Below are 19,446 nucleotides of genomic sequence, written 5' to 3'. Positions count from 1 at the left end.
TGTAAAAATGATACAAAAAAGAGCTAAAAAAGGATTTTTTGCAGTTGAAGATGATAATTTTTGCTTTGAAGGTTATTCTTTAAAAAATTTCACTTTCAAAGGATATGTAATACCCTACTTTACAAAAAATGTAGTAGAACAAATGCATGAAGTATTTGATGAATTAGAATTTAAATACAATGAAATTAATGATACTTTTTCTGTTACATGGATAGATGATGAATATGTCGACACTACAGAATATAGTGCAACAGATATTGTATTAGATGATAATACCAAAATCCACGTTTATGGAATTGGCGCAGGAGACTGGCCTTGGGATAGGTATGAAAATAGCAATAATCATGAATTTTGTATTACTTCTCTAGGAAGTAATAAGCATAATACAGAGACTATAATTAAACATGAAAATTATTTTGTTTCTAATTTTTTAAAAAGTCATTTTGCTGATAATTATCAAATAGCAGATAAAGTTTATTACATCAATAATAATATCATTGCAGGGAAAAAGAAAGATATTGCCCAAATTATTTATAGAAATAATATAGATTTAAAACGAATTCTATCTAATTTTAATGATAATGATATTATTAGTTTTGAAATCGTTGATAAAGATACTGCTTATCTAGATACAATTAAAGAATGTATGCATGGATTGAATCTATTAGATGAATTCAAAGTATTTAGTAAATTGCTTTTATTGGATATTTACGCATATGCACTTCCATTTGATTTAATGATGGAGTGTTTAGGTCAACTGCCCTTGCCCACTTTAAAACATATATCAACAATAACCAAAGATATTTCAATTATTCAAAATTCAAAAACAAATGAAATATCAATTTTTATAGAAAACGATGATTATTCAAAAAATATTTTATTTTATGGAACTATTGATGAACTGAAAAATGATTTTAAAATACTGCATAATAATATTTTTGCTGAACAAGCTATTTCAAATGAAGATTTGCATTTGGATAAAGATATTGATGATGATAGAGAAATATAAAAGGAGTTGAATTTTTATGGATTATACCAGTGCGGTTGAATTTCTAAGAGATTTAAAAAATAATACTTATCATTTTAATATTAGACAAAGAATGAAGATGTTATTAGTTGTTATAGGAGAACATCCTGATTCTATGTCACTGATCCAGAATATGGGAATTATAGATCCTGACAGAATAAAAGTTTTATGTCAAAAAGGTGCTAATGGATATGTACTTGCACAAGCTCTAATGGATTCAATAGAAATTTCTACACCAAATAGTGATGAACTTTCCTTAAAGGCTTTTGGATATATAAAACCGATTACACCTGCTGAACTAGATAATTATATTGACGAGGTAATAGAACGTTTAGAAAACCAGAAACAATATTTAAAGAATGAGACTGAGGTTGAAAGAATTAATCAGGAAATTGCTTTAGATGAATTAGAACAGTTTTTATAATTCACAATAAACTAAAATACTTAATTAATTATTTCTAACATGTTATTTTGGCTATATTTACATCAAATATATGGCAGGTTCATCGTTTTGGAGAAGAAAATACTCGAAGGCTTTATTTATTAAAAAGTACATTCAGTTCCTGGTTTTGGAAAATCTGAAAACAAAGAAAAATTTTTGATGACAATGAAAATGAAATCAATCTATAAATTATTAAAGTATTATTTGTATTTTGAAAAGAGGCAAAGTGCCTCTTTTTTACTGGATAAAGAAAATAGAAAGGGAGAAGAAGAAATGAAGAAAGAAAATCATGAGATTATTTGTGTTAAATTAAGAAATTCAAAGAACACTGAAACATGTATTTTAGAATGTTATGGGTATGAACATGCAAAAAAAACGATTGAAAATCAAATTGAAGTTATTAAAGATGATTGGCATGTTGTTATTGATAGTCCTATAGTAGAGCAAATTGTTAGTGAATTATATTATGAGAGTGATCAATATAAAACTGGCAAAGCAATGGATATTTTTAAAAATTACTGTGAAACAAAAATAAAGGAGTTTGAACCATATTTGTATACAGACGAATACGGTAATTCCAGAAAAGCTGAAGTGTTACTGGAGTATTCATATTTTAGAGGTTATAAAGATGGTTTGATTGTGGATGCGCCAGAAATAATTGATAGTCAGGATGGAATTGCTTATACTGCAAAGAATAGTAATATGATTCCAATTGACTGTTCTATGATTACTTTTGTAGAACTTGTAAAACAAATGGATTTTAAATACATTTCGGATAAGTGCTATGAAAACATTTTAGAGTATTGGGATGAGATATTTATGACAGAAATTTTGGAGATGAATAATGATGAAATTCAAGATGAAAATGAAGTGGAATTATAGGAGAAAGAAGATGAAAAAAGTACAAATTTTTATATGCGATGAAGAGACAGAAGTAAGTGACGAAGATGTAATAGAAGAATTATTTTATCCACTAGATTTTGGAGATGAGTAATCATGAAAAGAGAGATGAGCAAGGCAAGGCAGGCGTTAGTTGATTCTTATATAGAATCACTGGAAAAAGAAATCATACCATGGAAGCAGGGGTGGTCTACAGTCAAAAACTATAATCCTGTTACCAAAACACAATACAGAGGAATAAATCGCCTTATTCTTTATAATGCTGTTGCAAAGAATAATTATAACGATCCACGATGGATGACGTTTTCACAAATTAAAGCAGCAAATTATAAATTAAATAATGCAAAGGGCAAGGGTGTTCCATTGGAAAAATGTTCTTTATATGATATGGAGACAAAAAAATACTTAAATATTAGCGATGTAGATAAAATTGTCAGAGAAGAAAATCTCAGTCGGCAGGAAAAGTATGAACGCTTTAAGTGGTCGGTTAAAGTATTTTATGTTTTTAATGCTTCACTTATTGAAGGAATAGAACCCTACACGATAGAAGAAAAAGACATTCATATTGATGTAAATGATTTGGCCTGCAGATTTATTGATAGATATTGCAAAAATGCTAATCTTAGTATTGTTGAAAATTTTTTATGTGAGTGCCCTGTTTATAAACCAGTAAATGACATGATCTTAATTCCAGCTAAAGGTAGTTTTGATGATGAATACGAGTTTGTATCAGCGGTATTGCACGAGTGCTGTCATTCAACGATGAAAGAAAACCGATTAGGAAGAAGTTACCCTAATTTAAAAACAAATAATGAAAGATATGCATTTGAAGAATTATATGCTGAGATAGCTTCATCTTTTTTATGTGCTGATATTGGAATAGAAATAAAGCAGGAAAAGATAGATAATCATACTGCATATGTACAATTTTGGTATAAGCAGATTAAGAAAAATCCTGAAATTATATTTAGCGCTCTAAACGGTGCTGAGGAAATTTCAGAATATATAGAAGTAAAAGGTGAATTACAGGAACTGCTGATAGAATCAAAAAAAGAAATTTATACAGAATTTGATGAAGAAACCAATACATATGATTTGTGTGTTTAAAAAGAGGCAATATGCCTCTTTTTTTTGAATATGATATAATGGAGGAAAGAATAGATGCCAAAAAAAAGTATGGGAGGAAGAAAAAATGGACAAATTGGTGAAAGAAAATGGGAACAAATCTCAATATTTGATGATTACCTCATGGGGGATGTCGAAGGACAGGATGATGAATATTTTGAAAGAAAAGAACCCGCAAATGTATTTAGAATTGATAATAAACAAGACAATCAACACAGAAATCGAGGACTTGATGAAAGCTTCAGAGATAGCTTATCAGCAGATCAAAAAATTAGTGGCAGTGGAGTATCCAGAGCCACTGGAACTTTCGTTCATTCAGAAGCTGTCACTGTCGAAAATGAAACAGGACATGGTTCAAAAGAAGATGATGGAATGGTTGATGAATCAGCCACTTATCAAGAATCGACCAACTTACATTTAAACAGAGATTTTAGATTAACTGTAGAACATGATGAACATTTATCTTTAAGGGAAAAACTGAATAACAATATAAATGCGATAAAAGTACTTAGAAATTTACAGTCTAGCAGTAATTTAAGTATTTTACCTGAACAGCAGGAAGTTCTTTCTAAATATTCAGGCTGGGGTGGATTGCCACATGTTTTCAATGAAGATGATATAAAATATGCTGCCGAAAGAAATATTTTAAAACAGATGTTAACAATTAAAGAATATCAAAATGCACGTGCTTCAACATTATCGAGTTTTTATACACCTTTAGTAATTGTTGAAAAGATATATGAAATATTAGATCAGTTGGGATTTAAGAAAGGTAATATATTGGAGCCGAGTCTTGGTACAGGAAATTTTATTGGAATGATGCCTTATGATATGCTTAATGAATCTTCTATTCACGGCGTTGAACTTGATACTATAACGGGCGGTATTGCACAAATGCTTTATCCGTCTGCAAAGGTTGAAATATCGGGTTTTGAGGAGGCAAATGTACCTGATAATTTTTATGATCTGGCTATTTCAAATGTACCTTTTGGAAATTATCAGGTACACGACATAAATTTAAACAGTTATGGATTTGCTATCCATAACTATTTTTTTGCCAAATCTTTATCTAAAGTAAGAGAAGGAGGGATTATCTGTTTTATAACATCGACAAATACGATGGACGGTTCATCCAGGATACTGGAGTACATTAATTTGAGAGCAGATTTTATTGGAGCGGTAAGACTGCCGACTAATATATTTAATATTAATGGTGCTAATACTACAACCACTACTGATGTTATTATTTTGCAAAAAAACAGTAATAAACAGCCTTATAATAAGATTGAAAACTGGATGCAGTCTGAATATTTTTCATCTGAACTAAAAATCAATAAATATTTTATTGATAATCCTGATATGATATTTGGTACACCAAAGGACGAAATAGGCAGATTTGGACAACATGTAATGAGAGTCAATTATGATGGAATTTCTCTTGATGAACATTTTGCTAGAGCAATGGCAGTCCTGCCTTCAAATATATATTATGAAGCTGTTCAGGAAACTGTAGCTGATACTATTGCGATTGATAATGAATCATTTAATCTGAAACTGAATACTTATTTTGTGAAAGATGATAATGTATATATTAGAGATGAAAATTACTGCATACTGGTACACGATAATGAGTTAAATAATCTTCGTAGAAAGGAACTTATTAAAATTGCAGAGCTTGCTGAAGAAACAGTTAGTATACAGTCATCTAACAAATTCGATGAGAAGGCATATCTTGCTTTAAGAAATTCATTAAATATAGCATATGACAGTTTTATAAAAAAGCATAATTATATCAATTCCAGGGCTATTAAGAATCTTTTAGAAAGAGATCCACGGCAGTATCTTATTTTAAATCTGGAATCTAAAGGCGTAGAGGCAAATACATATATAAAATCAGATATTTTTAAAATCAGAACTATCAATCCCGTTGTTGAAATAAAACATGTTGAAAGTATACAGGATGCAATTTCTGCATCATTAAATTTTAAAGGTATGTTAGATTTAAATTATATGAGCATTATTTATGATAAAAGTATTGAAAGCATTGAAAAGGAAATGCACTCATCGGCTATGGTATTTTATGATCCTAAGGAAGAAAGGTGGCAATTAGAAAGTGAGTATCTTTCTGGAAATATTCTAGAAAAAATAGACTTTATAAGAGAAAATAATTTAATTGACAGATATGAAAAAAATATCAATGCATTGAATAACGTTATGCCTGAACCGTTGACTATTACTGATATAACTTTTCAATTGGGTGCGCCATATATACCAACACACATATATGAGGATTTCGCCTGCTACCTTTTTCGATTTGAAAATATGATGTATGATTCCAAGTCACTGACAATAAGCTTTATTAATGAAACAGGACAGTTTGCAATGGATTATTACGAGTATAGATTCTTTGGGAATAGTTTTATTGAAGATGAATGGGGAGTACCTTTATCTGAAAATATTGATACTGACGGTGTAATTAAAAGACAGCCAAGATATAATGGCTTTGACCTGCTGAACGATGTTTTGAATTCCAGAATCCCAACGTTGAAAAACTATTGGGAGGAAATAAATGAAGGTGGCATCGTAAAAACAAAAAGTGAAATTAACAGCGAAAGGACTGGACAGGCAAGAGAATTGTCGTCACAGTTGGAAAATACATTTGTTGAGTTCGTATTTGACAATGAGAAATACTGCAGAGAGATTGAAGATGAGTATAATCGACTGTTTAATGTTATAAGGCCAAGAATTTATAATGGAGAATTTTTAAGCTTTCCTGAAATGAATAACAGTTTTCAGATGGAAGAATATCAAAAAAATGCTATTGCAAGAATAATCTATGGCAAAAATACTCTTTTATCACAACAGGTGGGAGCTGGCAAAACATTCGAAATGATTGCAAGTGGTATGGAAATGAAAAGAATGGGTAAAAGAAATAAACTGCTGTATGTTGTACCTAACCATTTGATTGGACAATGGCGTAATGAATTTATGACACTATATCCACAGGCAAATATTTTGGCAATTTCTACTAATGATTTTGGCACAAAGAAAAGAGCAGATATAGTAAATAAGATGGCAGTGAATAATTATGATGCAGTAATAATGGGTCACTCGTCTTTTAAACTGATTCCTATGGATAATGAGATACAGTTAAATTTTTTGAATGAAGAAATAGATAAATTAGTAACTGCAATTGAAGAAGCAAAAGCAAATGGAAGCCATCAAAATACTGCTGTTGTTAAGTTGCTCGAACGTTCTAAAAAGGCCGTAGAAAAAAATGTAAAGAAGCTTACAGATATTAAAAGAGATCAGGGGATCACTTTCGATAAATTAGGAGTAGATTATATGTTTGTTGACGAGGCACACGAATTTAAGAATTTATATACGTATACTGCTATGTCAAATATCGCAGGTGTTCCTCAAGCTAGAAGTCAAAAAGCCAGTGATATGTATATGAAATGCAAATTTATACAAAAAAGCGGTGGTAATGTCTGCTTTGCAACAGGTACGCCAATTACAAATACTATGGCTGAGCTGTTTACAATGCAGAGATATTTACAGGAAGAGGAATTAGAAAGATTAAATATTCATAATTTTGATGCCTGGGCAAAAACATTTGGTAAAGTTATTACTTCTCTAGAGGTATCAGTAGACGGAAGCGGGTTTCAAACCAGACAGAGGTTTAACAAATTTTTTAATATACCTGAATTAATGAATTCATTTAGAGAGGTTGCAGAAATTCAAACAGAGTCGATGCTGAATAATGCACTTGAAAATTCTAAACTGCAAAGAAAAAGGGCTATACCGCCAAAACATGTGGGCGATAAGGCAAAGGTAGTTTCAATAGAACCAAGTCCAGAGTTGGAGGATTATATTGCAAATGTAGTCGAAAGAACTGAAGCAATACATAATTCGGCAGTTGCTCCATATGAAGATAATATGTTAAAGGTAACCAGTGACAGCAAGAAGGCATCAATAGATCTGCGTCTTATTGACGAAAGCTACGGTTTGACTCCAGATAATAAATTAACTGTAATTTCAGAACAGATATATAGAATATATGATGAGTACAGGGATCAAAAAGCTACTCAACTCGTTTTTTGTGATTCTTCTACTCCTAAATCACAATTCAATGTATATGACGAAATCAAAAACAATTTAATTAAATTAGGTGTAAATGATGAAGAAATTGCATTTATACATGACTATAAAACAACTCTAAAAAAAGAAAAACTTTATAGAGATGTAAATAGAGGAGAAGTCAGAGTACTGATTGGTTCAACAGCAAAACTTGGTGCAGGTACAAACGTTCAGCAAAGAATGATTGCAATTCATCATGTTGACGTACCATGGAGAGCCTCAGATATTGCACAACGAAATGGACGGGTCTTTAGGCAGGGAAATATGAATAATGAAGTATATGAATTTAGATATGCAACAAAAAAATCATTCGATGCCTACTCATGGCAACTGATAGAAACCAAGTCAACGTATATGAATCAACTGCTTGAAGGCAGTGGATGTGCACGAGAAATTGAAGAAGATACAAAGGCAACTTTTTCGTATGCAGAAATTAAAGCTATTGCAAGCGGTAATCCTTTAATAAGAGAAAAACTTGAAGTAGACACACGCTTAAAAACTCTTGAATCCAGTCTGGCAAGACACAGAAAAGCAATTAGAAAGGCACAGGATGATAAGCGTAATATGCCTGAAAAAATAAAAAATTTAGAAATGAAATTCGATCGTATAAGTAAAGACTATTCTGTATTTAAAAAGCATATCAATTTTGAATATGAAATGATTAATGAGAAAATGGATATTGATTTTAAAGTTGAATATAAAGACAAAGTCTTTACCGATTTAAAGGAGTATGGTGATTTTATCATCAGATTATCTGACATGAATAAAGAAAAAAATTCAATTCCTATTGGAAAAATGATGGGTTTTGAATTTATTCTTGATTATAATGTTGGAAATGGTTGGAATATCTGTTTTAAAGGAGCGAATAACTATCTGTACAATGCTGGATTGTTAAACGCAGTAGGCAGAGTTAATGTTGGGAGAATGATTAGAAAAATTTTTGAAATAAAAAAAGATTATGAAAAGTATTTTATACAAATTAATAACATGAAAGAAAATTATGCAAAACTTGATGATATTATAAATAAAAAATTTGAATCACAGGAAGAACTGCTTAGTTTGAGACAAAGACAAAAAGAGATCACTAATCTTTTAACTGACAATAACAATGGAGTTGTATTAGAGGAAAATGAAGCTGAGGAAATCGAACTAGAAATTTAAAAAGAGTAAGTTTTGTTACGACAAAACTTACTAAAGAACAGAAAAAGGTAAATAAAATAAAGTGAATATTATTCAAAAAATGTTCACTTTTTTGAAAAAAAATTGTGCCTTTTTGAAACAAAGGATATGCTAAGATTAGTATAGTTAAAATTATGCAATAAAGGAGAATTGTGTTATAGCAAATCTTAAAAGAGGCAAATTGCCTCTTTTTTATATTTTAACAAAGAAAGAAGGAAATAAAAGAAATGTTCAAATTCAAAAAAATGACAAACATATTAACCGAAAAGGAGGCAAAAAAAATCGCAAACGATTTCTACAGCAGAAATAACAGCAGTATGTTTAAAAAGCATGATATTTTCTTAGAGTGCTGGATTGAAGAAACAATGGACAATCAGAAATTTAAAATTGAGCTTCATACTATTGTATCACCCAATTATGATGAGTATGGTGAATGCGAATTTACCAGTTATTATGATTCATATAAAGAATTATTAGAAAAAAATATATACTGCCATATTTATAGGGCTTTAACAGATGGAGCGACTACGGTTACGCCAGCAATTGAAAATCCTAATAATTTATTAATGTCAAGAATTTTTAGCCCTATAAAAATATATATTAATTCTCAAATTGTTTTACCAGTAAAAATCATGGAACAATTAGGATGTCACGACTGGATCAACGATTATTACAGAAACAAAGCAAATATGGAATTTATAAACGTGAAATTGGGAAAAGATAAATATACAAAGCTTGCATCTCAAGAAGATTTTGATAGTGCAATAAATAATTATTTTAAGGAGTATCTCAAAAAGAATAATATTAAATTGTCTTTGAAGCAGGAAAAAAATATTGGTACTGAATTTAAGAAACTGTTAAATGATGATAATTTTAAATGTATATTAGGCTTATTTGTTACTCTAGATGAGCAGTATTGTTTCGAAAGCTTTTTTGAAAAGAATAATAAAACTGGCATAGAGCGGATTATTATTGAACATCCAGAAGAGTCTGAAAAATTCCATCATGGATATAGATGGAGCGCTTTGTATGATTTTATTGATAACCTAAGAATAAATTCAGATGAAAAGGCACTTATCATAGAAAATAGGGAAATGTTGCTGGATATATATGAACATTATCCTAATCACCTTCAAACATTGAATCATGAAATTCGAAAATCATATTTAAGTGATGAATTCGAAACGCATTTTAGATATACAGAAGATGAATTTGTAGATGAAAGAGAATTATAGAAAATATAGTTAAAGTTATTAAAGAAAGTATGTAACAAAATGGAATTATATAAAAAGAGGCAATTTGCCTCTTTTTATATTTATAGGAGTGAATAAAAATGACTAATGTAAAAATATTAAGCAATTCTGAAAAAGAATACCGTAAAACTATCGTAAGTGAAATGCTCAAGGAGCTTACATGTATAGAAGTTGCAACAAATGTTTTTAATCTTACTGTTCATAAAAGCAGTAGAAGTCAACGATATCTTAAACCAGTTGAACATAGTTCGATGGTATTTGATATTTTAAAAAACAAAGTATACTGGAATGCTCGTTGCGGGTCAGTACCTTTAAATGTAATTGAGTTTTACAGTGAATACACTAATACTTCAACATATGATGCAATTAATATACTTTTAGAGTACTTTTATTCAAGAAATCCAAATGAAATTGAGCAGTATTTGTATGATTTTTCTATGGACGAAAGTCATATCAGCCAAGGACTTGTATTAACACAAAAAAACGATAATAATGAGAGAACAATTCATTATCTGACCAATGAAAGAAAACTAAGCGATTCACTTGTTAGCAAACTAATAGAGGATGGCATTGTATATGAAGATATATATCACAATGTGGTATTTGTTGGATATGATGTAAATAATATAAAAGAAAAAAAACCAGTTTTTGCAATCCGCAGAGGTACGGGCAATTCAAAATTTCATATAGACTGTAAAGGGTCATTTAAAAATAACGGGCTATTTTATCAGAATTTTGAAGGAATAAAAAAAATTGTAGTTACAGAAAGCGTAATTGATGGACTTAGCTATATTTCTCTAAATAGAAACAATCTAACTGCTCATGTATTAATGTGCAGCGGAGTAGGTACGATGCTTAACACACTTAAATATAATTTAAAGAATAATCCTGCTCTAAAAAATTTAGAAGAAATAGAAATTATGCCAGATTTAGATGATGCTGGTGTGATAGCGGGTAATAAAATAAAGAAATGGTATGACAATGAAGGGGTGTTCAACGATAATGGTAATACAGTTTCACTAGAAATAAAAACATACGGCTATGATGGAAAACCAAATCTTAAAATTAAGGATTTAAACGACCTTTTACGTGTAACTGTTTATTATGAAGAAAATAGAATTTTAAGGGAACAGTCAGAATTAGAAGATAGAGAAAGCAATGATAACATGGAGATGTAGGAAAAGATATATTTTGTCTTTTTTATAGGAATAATCAATTTGTGTTACATTTTATGTTTAAAGTGATATACTTATAACATAAGTATAGGAGATTGGAAATGACAGATATAGAAAAATTAAAAAAGGAACTTATAGAACAAAAACAATCAAAATTTCCTGGTAACATTTATCATGTTTCACAGGTATTGTTTGCATATAATTCAAATAAAATAGAAGGAAGTCGATTAACAGAAGAACAGACTGAAATGATATTTGAAACTAATTCTTTTTTTCCTGATAAAGACGAGAAGGTAGTCAGAGTAGATGATATTACAGAAACAGTAAATCATTTTAAACTCTTTGATTTCATCTTGGATCATATTGATGATAGGTTAAATAAAGATATGATTATTGAAATGAATAAAATTCTAAAAAAGGGAACTTCTGATGAATCAAATCCCAGATATAATGTAGGAGGATTTAAAATCCATCCCAATGTAATTGGACTGGTAAATGTTATTAAAACCTCAAAACCAGACGAAGTTGAAAGAGATATAGACGTACTCATTGAAGAGTATAACAGGCTAGGCAAAGTAACATTGGAAGATATTGTTGACTTCCATTTACGCTTTGAGAGAATTCATCCGTTTGGTGATGGCAATGGTCGTGTTGGGCGTGCGATCATGTTCAAGGAATGTTTAAAAAATAATATTGTTCCTTTTATTATTCTTGATAGGGACAAGCCGTATTATTTACGTGGATTAAAAGAATATGACAGAGACAGGACGTACCTGTTTGAAACCTGTTTAAATGAGCAGGACATATACACTGATCTATGTAAGCAGCTTTTGAATTTAGATTTTAATATCACTGTTGATAATGAACAGGATGAAGATATGGAATTATGATTAAGTTATGTAAAAAAGAGGCAAACTGCCTCTTTTTTACATACAGTACTATTTTATAAAGAAGGAGCTAATAAATGTGAAGCATGAATATATAATCGAGGAACTTGATGAAAAATACATCAATCTCTCGTGAAAACTATGCTGAAGAAGATGAAAATGAGAGAGAATTATAACAAGGAGAACAGGATGAAAAAAATTAGTTACAGTATTTTAAAGGAACTGATAGATAATATAAAGGACGATGAGGAGATTGTTATAGATGAAAATGGAATAAAAAAGGTGAAGAGAGCAAATGAACAGTATTGATGTTGTTGGAATCAGATTAGTTAAGGAAAGAGAGTTTTTATGTGAAAAGAGTATAAGAACACCGCTGGATGCTGTCGAAGTTTTAGCAAATGAATTAAAGTTTTTAGATCGAGAAATTTTAATGACCTTAAATATGAATAGTAAAAATAAAATTATTAATGCTCATGTATGCTCGATAGGAAGTGCAAATATGGGAATAGTTGATCCAAAAAGTGTCTTTAAATCAGCTCTACTATCAGGAGCAAATAGGGTAATGATTATACACAACCATCCTTCTGGTGACTGTACTCCAAGTCAGGAGGATATTGACGTGACAAATTTATTAATCAAGGGAGGGCGCATTTTAGAAATAGAAGTCCTTGATCATATTGTGATAGGTGAGAATGAATATTATTCTATTGTAGGGGATCGTCAAGAAAAATACACTGAAATAAATAATACAGATAATTTACAAAACAGTTATGAATCTTTAGAGCTGTGTGAGAATAATGACAAAAAAATTTGGTTAGAAGAAGATGTGACGGAAATGATAATTTAAAAAAGAGGCATTTTGCCTCTTTTTTACTTTGCAGAAGGAGGTAAAAATGGAAAATGTCGTAAATAGTGAGTATTTCAAATTAGCAGTTGTGTTAAAAAGTGTATTAGGAATTACTCATCATGAAATGAAAGATATCAGAAAAAATATTTCTAAATATAAAAAAAGAAAAGAAATAGTCCAGGAGATTAATGATTATCTTAATGATGATGAAATCTCTATCTTTTTACCTGATAATTATAAACAGCAGGCGCAGAGATTAGTTCTTATTTTTAATAATAACTATGATGACAATTTTATGTTGAATGAATGTAAAAAAGATACTTTTATATCAGATAATATTCTATCTTATGATAAATACATGGATCTTATTGATTTGTTAGGTGGAATAGAAAGTGATGAAGATGGCAGTCAATTTGTTAAAGTACAAGTCGATAAAATGATCAAATACTTTTTAGTTCCAGTAAGCAGGGGTGACAAGCTTTCAAAAGAAATTGTTAAAGAATATATAGAGAAAAATGCTATAAATAAGTTAGAGAAGGAAATAGAAAATGATAATGAACTCGAACTTTTGTGAGAAAAAAATCATATTTTTTATGTGAATATATTTACTATAAGCAGTTAATAGATTGGTGGTGAAATAAATGAAAAATGAAATAGACATTTTGTTGGAGGATTTTGAATATGAATTAATTTTCGGCAAACAAAGTTTACTTTTAACAGTTGAAGTCGGGACAAAAAAGATAGAAAAATACTATAAAGATAATTACGGTGATAGAAAAGCGGAAGAGTTTTTACTTAAATTCAAAAAAAATTATCAAGAGATTAAGGATGTAAGCGATCATCAGCTTAGAAGGGTAGAGAATTTAACAGAAATTTTGAATGAATTTGAAATTTCTATTTCAGAACTTCATCGAATGATAGTTGCAAAGAATTTTTGTGAATCGTACCTAAAAGACAGTTATTATACATTTTTTGATTTTGTTAAAGAAAGAGCAGATGAGTCCATTAATAAAAAAATTGAGAAACTGTTGGAAATGGAAAACTATGAGTATCTAAATAATGATTTTAAAGAGCAGGTGGTTGAATAAGAATATAATATTAAACAGCACAATGAATGATAAAGAGGAAAATTTGATGGAAAAAGAAGATAGAGTGGTGTGCTATAGAAAATTGTGTGAAGAAATTCAAAGAATGATAAATGATCTTCCAGTGCCTGAAGGAAACTGTGTACAGATAGAGAAGGCAAAGAGAGTAAGATACTTTTACATCACTGTTTATTATATGTATCTAAATAAAAATAATAATTATAACAATTTTTTTAAGTTAATGTTATTTTAGCAACATTGAAGAAAGCCCTCAAACGGAAACAGTCAACTTTTTGGATTAACTATCACAATGACTTGTTCGAGGGGATTTTGTTAAATAATATATGGCTGTGAAAAACTATAACTGCTGACAAAAAGGAAGAGGCTGTAGATTTACTTGCAGATTTAAATAGAGAGGGTAAATTAACTATTGAAGAAATCGTATTAATTATACAGGATAAAGAATATGTTCCAAGTATTGATGTCGATGTATAAATGTACAAGATGCATGTAATACACTGCCTTTTGTAAGTAATGGTTGTAAGATAAAACGCAAAAAAAATTGTGCCCTCTCTAATATGCAAATATGCTAAGATGTGTTTGCAGGTAATAAATGTAGACAATTAAATAATAGTATACTTTTGGATTAGAAAACTGTCTGTCGAAAAGCGATGTTTGCATGATTACCTGTATTTTTTTCCTTTATACAAGAAAGAGTGGAGTTCTCATCACTCTTTCTTTTTGGTTAATTTTTATTGTATTATAATGGAATCGGGGAAGAATAAAAATGAAAAGAGTTTTAACTATTTTATTGAAGTGAAGTGAAAAATACAGCAGTATGAAACAATCGATAAGACTTGGATTGATAATGTTTTAATGGAAAGTTGTTATTAATAACTTGAAAAAGAGGCAAATTGCCTCTTTTTTATAGTCAAGAAATATTTTTAGTAGATATTTTTAGTAGAAAATGAGTATTTGTATTACTAATATAATGATTTAACAAAAGAAAAAAAACTGATGAAATCAGTTTTTTTTAAATAGTGTGAATATTATTCAAAAAATATTCACTTTTTTGAAAAAAAATTGTGCCTTTTTGAAACAAAGGATATGTTAAAATTAGTATAGTTAAAATTGTATCCAAAAATTGAGAGCATTTATTGGTATTTCGACCAATGACTGCTTTTTTTATTGCAGTTATATACGTAAAAAAAATTGTGCCCTAACCTTTTTTCTTTATTGATATCATTAAATTGTAAAGGAAATATCAGGAGGAATACAGATGAGAACAATTGAATTGAATTAGTTTTAATACTACTATTTTTGTTTCTCTTTGTAGCAATGCTACCTAAAGTAGCAACAGATTTTATATGATTTGCACGGGAGGAACATTCATTATGGAAATAGGAGAACGCTTAAAGCAGTTGAGGATAAAAAGAAAGTTAACACAGTTCGAAGTAGAAGAGTTAACAGGCATAAATCGATCTACATTATCATTATATGAATTAGGAATCCGAGTGCCACCAATCGATAAGCTAATGCAGCTTGCTTTGCTATATAAAGTATCGATTGACTATTTATGTGGAATAGAGAAGTCCTATAGTGAGGATGTTGAAAAGGTAAAACAGGGAGAAAAAGCACAATGAAAAAAATGTTATTAAATTATTTAGATACAAGAAATAAAAAGATTATCGCAGGAATTAGTGTAGTGGCAGTGATTTTAGCTAGTACACTGGGTATATATGCTTTAACAAAAGATAATTTACCCGATTTCGTTCTAAGTAATAGTAAAACTATTAAATTAGAATATGGAGATAAATATTCTGTTAACGGCATGAAATTATTGAATACAGAAGGTATGGATGATAAAGATAAAAAAATATTAAAAAATGGTTTAAGTATAAAATCTAATTTTAAATATGAGGACGGTAAAGATTATCCAGCAGTTGGAGAGTATAAGATAACAATGATCTTTAATGATGATTCACTTGTTAAAAAGGTTAAAGTTGCTGATACGACTGCACCAGAACTTAATACAGAATTTCGTGATATTGATATAGTTAAAGGTACTGATCTAAATACCTATGATTTCGGCGGTCTTAATTTATTTAATGCAACAGATCTATCGCCTGTAGAGGCAGGATACGACAGCAGTGCAATTAACAGTAGTACAGTAGGAACATATGTATTAAAAGTTACTGCTAAGGATACTTCTAGTAATGAAACTACTAAAGAATTAACAGTTAATATAACAGAAACTCCAAATGAAAATCAGGAATTAGTAACAGAAACAGTAACTAATGAGGATGGAACAAAATCTATTCGCAATACATTAAGAGATAAAGCGACGGCTCAAGACGATACAGCAAATACTAAAATTAGTTCTAATTCCAGTAAAGGAAGCAGTACAAATAAAAAAGGATCTACAGGTTCATCAAGCAGCAATAGTTCTAATTCATCTTCCAATTCTGGAGTGAATCATAGTTTTGTTGCTAATATGTCAATTTCGAGACAAACTACACAGGCAATAACAGTTGTTGGAAACGGTGGAAGCTATGCAACGTTAACACTGCATACTAAGCGTAACGGTATTTGGACAGAAACATTAAGCTGTTCAGCAAGAGTGGGGAAAAATGGTATAACTAGCAACAAACGTGAAGGTGATGGGAAAACACCTACGGGAATCTATAGTTTTGGTCAAGCGTTTGGTGTAGCAGGAAATCCAGGTACTTCTAGAGGATGGTTACAGGTCAACAACAATCATTATTGGGTAGATGATGTAAACAGTCCATATTACAATAAATTAGTTGATGCTAGTCAGACTGGAATTCAATGGAGCAGTGCTGAGCATTTAATTGGTTATCCAACAGCATATAAATATGCTATTGCTGTAAATTATAATACTGCTTGTACACCAGGTGCGGGTAGTGCTATCTTTTTACACTGCTCAACTGGCGGTTCTACAGCAGGATGTATAAGTGTGAGTCAGGTGAATATGATTCGTATATTACAGTCACTGCAGGGTGATACTTTAATAGGAATATATCAAAATTCAAATAGTTTATACTAAAATTTGAATTATAGAGTAATAAATTATAAAATTTAGATGGAGGGATAAAGTATGGACATCAGAAAAGATATTATTGATAAGTATTTAAATACCAAAAAGAACAGGCTCATTGCGGGATGTCTTACAGGTTTAATTGTCTTGGGATGTGGCGGAGGAATTGTATATGCTACAAGAGACACTTCACCAAAATTACAACTAAAGAAAAATACGATTAATCTTGAATACGGAAAAGAATTCAAAGCTGATTTTGATACTTTAGTTGATACTAAAGGATTAAATAAAGAAGATAAGGAATATTTGAAAAAAAACCTTAAAATAAAAACAGATATAAAAAATGATATTGAAACAGTGACTAACGAGGATGGTACTACTGAAGAAAAAGATCGTGGGTTTGCTAAAGTAGGAGATTATAAAGTAAATTTAACATATAAAGATGAAACTAAAACAGTTAAGGTAGTTGTGAAAGATACAACTGCCCCAGAAATGACAGTACCAGAAAATATAGAAATTCTTCAAGGGACAGATTTGACTACATTTGATTTTAAATCATTGATTATAGCGACTGATTTAGCAACAATAAATGAATTGACAGTTGATTACAGTACAGTAGATATTAATGTACCTGCTAAATATACTGTAAAAGCTAGTATTGAAGATGCAAATGGAAATAAAGCTGAAAAAGATGTAAAGGTTACAGTAATTGCGCCACCAGCAATTGCCGAAGACGAAGTTGTAGTCCAAGAGACAGTAACTAATGCTGACGGAACAAAAACAGTAAAAAATACTGTTAAGAAAAAAGTGGATTCATCTGGAGATAAAGTAGTATCTAGTGGAAATAATTCAAATAGCAGCTCTAATAGTTCTGGAAGCAAACCTTCAGGTTCTACTGGAGGAAGCTCAGGATCATCTGGTAGTGGTTCTAACAAGCCTTCAAATGGAGGAACATCTGGTGGTAACAGTTCTGGAGGAAATAGTGGTAATTCAGGTGGAAGTTCTGGGAGTGGATCAAGCTCAGGAAATACTGGAGGAAATTCTGGATCAACGGGAGAAAATACTCAGCCAGTAAAAAGAAAAGTTTGGCGTACAGTGACTTATAAGTGGGGAGATTCAACTTTTGAGGATGGATATATCTGTTATGAGGGCGATCCATTAGAATCGTGGAGAGTTCCAAGTGATGCCACAGATGTAAAATATTGGGATAAATATATATAAAAAGCAATTCGTTGAATTGCTTTTTATTTTTGGAGGGAATAAAATGAAATTTTATTGTAGAAATCCTTGTTAGTTATATAGAAAAATAATGAAGAAGGAAGGAAAATAAAATGACAAGAAAAATTAAATGCTTTATTATTACGTTTCTTTCTATCATATGTATTTTGTCATCAGTATTTCCAGTGATGGCACAAAGCAGTATTTCATTTACATGGGGACAGGAAATTTATTATCCTAGTTGGCTAGGCAATTGGAGTACTAAAATGTGTTATATTAATGGATCACTTGCGTATTGTCTCGAATCTTCAAAAAACACGCCACCACAAGGACAATATGCACCTTATGTTATTAGAAATAATGATGCACTATTGAAAGTTCTTTACTATGGTTATGGCGGACCAGGAGATGTTTTTAAAGATGACCAAGTTACCAATGACACTAATAAATATCTGTATACGCATATTATGGCTAGTTATGCTTACTCAGGAGATATTTATGGTGGTAAGTCATGGGATGATTTATTGGCTAATGGAATTGGATTGAAATGGAGATATGAACAGATTCAGTCCATGCCAGTACCGACAAAAACATTTAATTTAACTAAAACTAATTTAAGTGCATATTATGATTCAGGCACAAGTACTCAGAGAACTGAAAACAATACATTTAATGCTGAAAGCAATGTGACAATAGACATTCCTTTACAGGAAGGGGTAGAGCTTCATAATCTAACAAAAGGGACAGTTAGCAGTGGAACAGTTTCAATTAATGGTGGTGATACTTTTTATTTGTCAGCACCGTTACAAAAAATGGAAGATTATAGTAGCGGTGAATTAGCTGGTAATAATTCTACAATGTATGCTCCTTTGGCTATAATGCCAGGGGGTGGATACCAAGCAGAGGCGACACTTTCTGTAACTAGTGACCCAAGAACATTAAGTTTTAATGTCAGTTGGTTAAATGGCAGTCAAATAGGTATTAATAAAACTGACAATTTTGGTGAAAACATTTCTAACGCTAAATTTGATTTATTACAGTGGAATAAGACAACTAGTCAATATGAAAAATGAAGAGAGTTTTCATATAATTCTACCAATAAATTATATG

17 protein-coding genes are annotated in these 19,446 nt (G+C 30.4%); all 17 read left to right on the top strand.

Annotated elements, in window-relative coordinates:
- Positions 1-7: 7 nt before the first annotated feature.
- The 17 genes from KTF99_RS12090 to KTF99_RS17250 all read left to right on the top strand — a co-directional run bounded on the left by KTF99_RS12090 (position 8) and on the right by KTF99_RS17250 (position 19,409).
- Positions 8-1,009 carry a hypothetical protein gene (locus KTF99_RS12090; RefSeq protein ID WP_009299766.1) on the top strand — a complete coding sequence of 334 codons (1,002 nt, stop codon included), beginning with the start codon at positions 8-10 and terminating at the stop codon, positions 1,007-1,009.
- Positions 1,010-1,025: 16 nt separating this feature from the next.
- Positions 1,026-1,451, top strand: a complete 426-nt coding sequence (locus tag KTF99_RS12085) for a hypothetical protein (protein ID WP_009299767.1) — start codon at positions 1,026-1,028, stop codon at positions 1,449-1,451.
- 291 nt (positions 1,452-1,742) lie between these two features.
- On the top strand, positions 1,743-2,351 hold the full coding sequence (locus KTF99_RS12080) for a hypothetical protein (protein ID WP_147333314.1): 609 nt from the start codon (positions 1,743-1,745) through the stop codon (positions 2,349-2,351).
- Positions 2,352-2,465: 114 nt separating this feature from the next.
- On the top strand, positions 2,466-3,476 hold the full coding sequence (locus KTF99_RS12075) for a zincin-like metallopeptidase domain-containing protein (protein ID WP_009299770.1): 1,011 nt from the start codon (positions 2,466-2,468) through the stop codon (positions 3,474-3,476).
- A gap of 54 nt (positions 3,477-3,530) precedes the next feature.
- Complete coding sequence (locus tag KTF99_RS12070; protein ID WP_118143988.1) at positions 3,531-8,795, top strand: SNF2-related protein; 5,265 nt, start codon at positions 3,531-3,533, stop codon at positions 8,793-8,795.
- Between the two features lie 263 nt (positions 8,796-9,058).
- Positions 9,059-10,048, top strand: coding sequence for a hypothetical protein (locus KTF99_RS12065; RefSeq protein ID WP_217215590.1), 990 nt, complete (start codon positions 9,059-9,061; stop codon positions 10,046-10,048).
- Positions 10,049-10,146: 98 nt separating this feature from the next.
- A complete protein-coding gene (locus KTF99_RS12060) occupies positions 10,147-11,244 on the top strand; it encodes a DUF3991 and TOPRIM domain-containing protein (RefSeq protein WP_118143990.1) in 1,098 nt (365 codons plus the stop codon).
- A 98-nt stretch (positions 11,245-11,342) separates the two neighbouring features.
- The gene (locus KTF99_RS12055; protein WP_054322737.1) at positions 11,343-12,131 is read left to right on the top strand and encodes a Fic family protein; all 789 of its coding nucleotides are present in this window, start codon (positions 11,343-11,345) and stop codon (positions 12,129-12,131) included.
- A gap of 138 nt (positions 12,132-12,269) precedes the next feature.
- Positions 12,270-12,437: a hypothetical protein gene (locus KTF99_RS12050; RefSeq protein ID WP_199414354.1), complete on the top strand. Its 168-nt coding sequence runs from the start codon at positions 12,270-12,272 to the stop codon at positions 12,435-12,437.
- Positions 12,424-12,975: a JAB domain-containing protein gene (locus KTF99_RS12045; protein WP_009299783.1), complete on the top strand. Its 552-nt coding sequence runs from the start codon at positions 12,424-12,426 to the stop codon at positions 12,973-12,975. The genes KTF99_RS12050 and KTF99_RS12045 overlap by 14 nt, the downstream gene beginning before the upstream one ends.
- A gap of 46 nt (positions 12,976-13,021) precedes the next feature.
- Entirely contained in the window at positions 13,022-13,549 is a 528-nt protein-coding gene (locus KTF99_RS12040) for a hypothetical protein (RefSeq protein WP_217215589.1), read from the top strand.
- Between the two features lie 67 nt (positions 13,550-13,616).
- Positions 13,617-14,063: a hypothetical protein gene (locus KTF99_RS12035; RefSeq protein WP_029482367.1), complete on the top strand. Its 447-nt coding sequence runs from the start codon at positions 13,617-13,619 to the stop codon at positions 14,061-14,063.
- A gap of 22 nt (positions 14,064-14,085) precedes the next feature.
- Positions 14,086-14,313 (top strand): hypothetical protein, encoded by a 228-nt coding sequence (locus KTF99_RS12030; protein WP_029482369.1) that lies wholly within the window; start codon positions 14,086-14,088, stop codon positions 14,311-14,313.
- 1,141 nt (positions 14,314-15,454) lie between these two features.
- A complete protein-coding gene (locus KTF99_RS12025; protein ID WP_008791071.1) occupies positions 15,455-15,703 on the top strand; it encodes a helix-turn-helix domain-containing protein in 249 nt (82 codons plus the stop codon).
- Entirely contained in the window at positions 15,700-17,127 is a 1,428-nt protein-coding gene (locus KTF99_RS12020; protein ID WP_217215588.1) for a L,D-transpeptidase family protein, read from the top strand. The genes KTF99_RS12025 and KTF99_RS12020 overlap by 4 nt, the downstream gene beginning before the upstream one ends.
- Positions 17,128-17,178: 51 nt before the next feature.
- Positions 17,179-18,339 (top strand): hypothetical protein, encoded by a 1,161-nt coding sequence (locus KTF99_RS12015; RefSeq protein ID WP_034559984.1) that lies wholly within the window; start codon positions 17,179-17,181, stop codon positions 18,337-18,339.
- 110 nt (positions 18,340-18,449) lie between these two features.
- On the top strand, positions 18,450-19,409 hold the full coding sequence (locus KTF99_RS17250) for a thioester domain-containing protein (RefSeq protein ID WP_254210153.1): 960 nt from the start codon (positions 18,450-18,452) through the stop codon (positions 19,407-19,409).
- The last annotated feature ends 37 nt before the right edge of the window (positions 19,410-19,446 follow it).

Origin of the sequence: Erysipelatoclostridium sp. MSK.7.34 (assembly GCF_019041935.1) — a bacterium.
In the GTDB taxonomy this organism is placed as follows: Bacteria; Bacillota_I; Bacilli_A; order Erysipelotrichales; family Coprobacillaceae; genus Thomasclavelia; species Thomasclavelia ramosa.
This window is presented reverse-complemented; position numbering and strand designations above follow the sequence as displayed.

Coding starts and splice junctions, on each gene's coding strand:
- KTF99_RS12090 (WP_009299766.1), top strand. CDS start 8: ATGATACAAAAAAGAGCTAAAAAAGGATTTTTTGCAGTTGAAGATGAT.
- KTF99_RS12040 (WP_217215589.1), top strand. CDS start 13,022: ATGGAAAATGTCGTAAATAGTGAGTATTTCAAATTAGCAGTTGTGTTA.
- KTF99_RS12065 (WP_217215590.1), top strand. CDS start 9,059: ATGACAAACATATTAACCGAAAAGGAGGCAAAAAAAATCGCAAACGAT.
- KTF99_RS12060 (WP_118143990.1), top strand. CDS start 10,147: ATGACTAATGTAAAAATATTAAGCAATTCTGAAAAAGAATACCGTAAA.
- KTF99_RS12035 (WP_029482367.1), top strand. CDS start 13,617: ATGAAAAATGAAATAGACATTTTGTTGGAGGATTTTGAATATGAATTA.
- KTF99_RS17250 (WP_254210153.1), top strand. CDS start 18,450: ATGACAAGAAAAATTAAATGCTTTATTATTACGTTTCTTTCTATCATA.
- KTF99_RS12070 (WP_118143988.1), top strand. CDS start 3,531: ATGCCAAAAAAAAGTATGGGAGGAAGAAAAAATGGACAAATTGGTGAA.
- KTF99_RS12075 (WP_009299770.1), top strand. CDS start 2,466: ATGAAAAGAGAGATGAGCAAGGCAAGGCAGGCGTTAGTTGATTCTTAT.
- KTF99_RS12050 (WP_199414354.1), top strand. CDS start 12,270: ATGCTGAAGAAGATGAAAATGAGAGAGAATTATAACAAGGAGAACAGG.
- KTF99_RS12045 (WP_009299783.1), top strand. CDS start 12,424: ATGAACAGTATTGATGTTGTTGGAATCAGATTAGTTAAGGAAAGAGAG.
- KTF99_RS12015 (WP_034559984.1), top strand. CDS start 17,179: ATGGACATCAGAAAAGATATTATTGATAAGTATTTAAATACCAAAAAG.
- KTF99_RS12085 (WP_009299767.1), top strand. CDS start 1,026: ATGGATTATACCAGTGCGGTTGAATTTCTAAGAGATTTAAAAAATAAT.
- KTF99_RS12020 (WP_217215588.1), top strand. CDS start 15,700: ATGAAAAAAATGTTATTAAATTATTTAGATACAAGAAATAAAAAGATT.
- KTF99_RS12030 (WP_029482369.1), top strand. CDS start 14,086: ATGAATGATAAAGAGGAAAATTTGATGGAAAAAGAAGATAGAGTGGTG.
- KTF99_RS12055 (WP_054322737.1), top strand. CDS start 11,343: ATGACAGATATAGAAAAATTAAAAAAGGAACTTATAGAACAAAAACAA.
- KTF99_RS12080 (WP_147333314.1), top strand. CDS start 1,743: ATGAAGAAAGAAAATCATGAGATTATTTGTGTTAAATTAAGAAATTCA.
- KTF99_RS12025 (WP_008791071.1), top strand. CDS start 15,455: ATGGAAATAGGAGAACGCTTAAAGCAGTTGAGGATAAAAAGAAAGTTA.